Below are 1,649 nucleotides of genomic sequence, written 5' to 3' on the forward strand. Positions count from 1 at the left end.
TTGAGAATCCGTCGCCATACATACTCCTCAGGTTGAATACTTTATCGTTTCTGTCAACCGAGGTCGCTAGTTTCATAACCATAATAATCGTAAGTAGTTTCTCTTTTGTAAGATTGAAACGGATTCTTTGAAGCGGGGCCATTTCGATTTTTGAATCCGTTCGCGCCGGAAAGTTACGGTGTCCTTAACTCTTTAAAAGCCGTTAAAAGTTAATCATTTCTACCAGGTCCTATTATATATTTATAGAGGTTGGTAGAAAACACCTTTATTTTACGGCGCATTCATTGTTTGGAACTGAGGCGAAGATTTTTCATTATTTTTTCTTCTTCCTCATTAGGATTATGAGATTCTATCTGCAGGCGAATACCGTTTGGATTTTAAGAAAGAAAAATTTACGATTTAACGTCTACTTTTCTCTATTATCCATTCATATGCTTCTAGAAGATTTTCAGGAATAGAGATTGGACTTGAATTATTAACATCGAATTCAGAAATTTTAATGCCCATTTGATCAATGTAAGGATTATTTTTTCTGAATGACAAATACCCTACTATCAAATCGTCTTTTTTTATTTTTAAACCAGCAGAAAAATCAGTTTCGATTACTTCTCGATTTTCATCTTCCAAAAAATTCGTTTTCAATTTCTCGCGGTCAATAAAGTCAATACCCCAAACAGTTTTTTTAGCATAGAATATATATAACAGCCCCTCCTTTATCGGATATCCATTTAATAAATCACTGTTTAATTCAGAAAATTGAATTTGAAAAAGAAAAGATAATGGTTTACCGTTCAAAGTCGGCCATATAAAATTGATTGGCAAGTGAGGCTTTCCTCCCATCTTAGAGAACCGAGGTTCTTTTGTGCGCATTAGAAGTTTCTTAAGTTCTGAAAATGAGACCCCATTTGAATTAAATGATTCACTTGTCATATCCTCTCCTTCCAAATTGAACTTCTTCGGAATCTTCTTTTATAGTTTCAAAGTTATTTTGATTAAGTGCGATTGCTTTTACAAAAACTCTATTTTCGATCAGATAACTATTTGTTCGCACCCCCTCCGCCAAATACATATTTGATCTTAGACCCGGAGAAATAAACCGTCCAGCATTGCATGAGATCAAAAGAAGAACTAAAGCTTGTATAAATATTCTTAAACATGAATGCATAGAAAAGCCTCGACTTAGATCCCGAGACTTAAAAACGCTAACTTTCATTTCAGGCCGTTATTTTTATTCTAACTTTCCCTAAAGCTTTTCTATTTCTATTCAATGCTGAGTATAAAAATTCTACAGCATCAGATCGAAGGCTACGATCTCTCCATATAAATCGAGAACTAGTATTCGAAATATACTTTAACATTTTTTCCATTTCTGTATATCCATAGAATCGGTTTATCGGCTTTAGAATTGTTCGGAGGGACTTTACTTTATTCCTATCTTCCGCTCCTCTCATATTACGCCCTTTCTTATGGACTTTAAATTCTATCGGAGTTAAAGGAAGACGTTTATACTGAATTAATCCCAGAGCTTTGTTCGTTTTAGCAAGCTCATTTCCATTGAGAGCCAAAGCTACTTTATCATACATCATAGCCGCAACTTCAGCCGTCTTGAAGCTTCCAAGACAATATTTTACCCCATCTTTGCTTATTGC

General features: G+C 34.5%; 2 protein-coding genes. Both read right to left on the reverse strand.

The window, feature by feature from the left end; genetic code table 11:
• Nucleotides 1-399 precede the first annotated feature (399 nt).
• The gene (locus tag DLM75_RS23975) at nucleotides 400-930 is read right to left on the reverse strand and encodes a DUF1963 domain-containing protein (RefSeq protein ID WP_118971029.1); all 531 of its coding nucleotides are present in this window, start codon (nucleotides 928-930) and stop codon (nucleotides 400-402) included.
• A gap of 284 nt (nucleotides 931-1,214) precedes the next feature.
• On the reverse strand, nucleotides 1,215-1,649 hold a 435-nt coding region (locus tag DLM75_RS23985), incomplete at its 5' end, for an AP2/ERF family transcription factor (RefSeq protein WP_488165570.1).

Source organism: Leptospira stimsonii (assembly GCF_003545885.1).
In the GTDB taxonomy this organism is placed as follows: Bacteria; Spirochaetota; Leptospiria; order Leptospirales; family Leptospiraceae; genus Leptospira; species Leptospira stimsonii.

Coding starts and splice junctions, on each gene's coding strand:
- DLM75_RS23975 (WP_118971029.1), bottom strand. CDS start 930: ATGACAAGTGAATCATTTAATTCAAATGGGGTCTCATTTTCAGAACTT.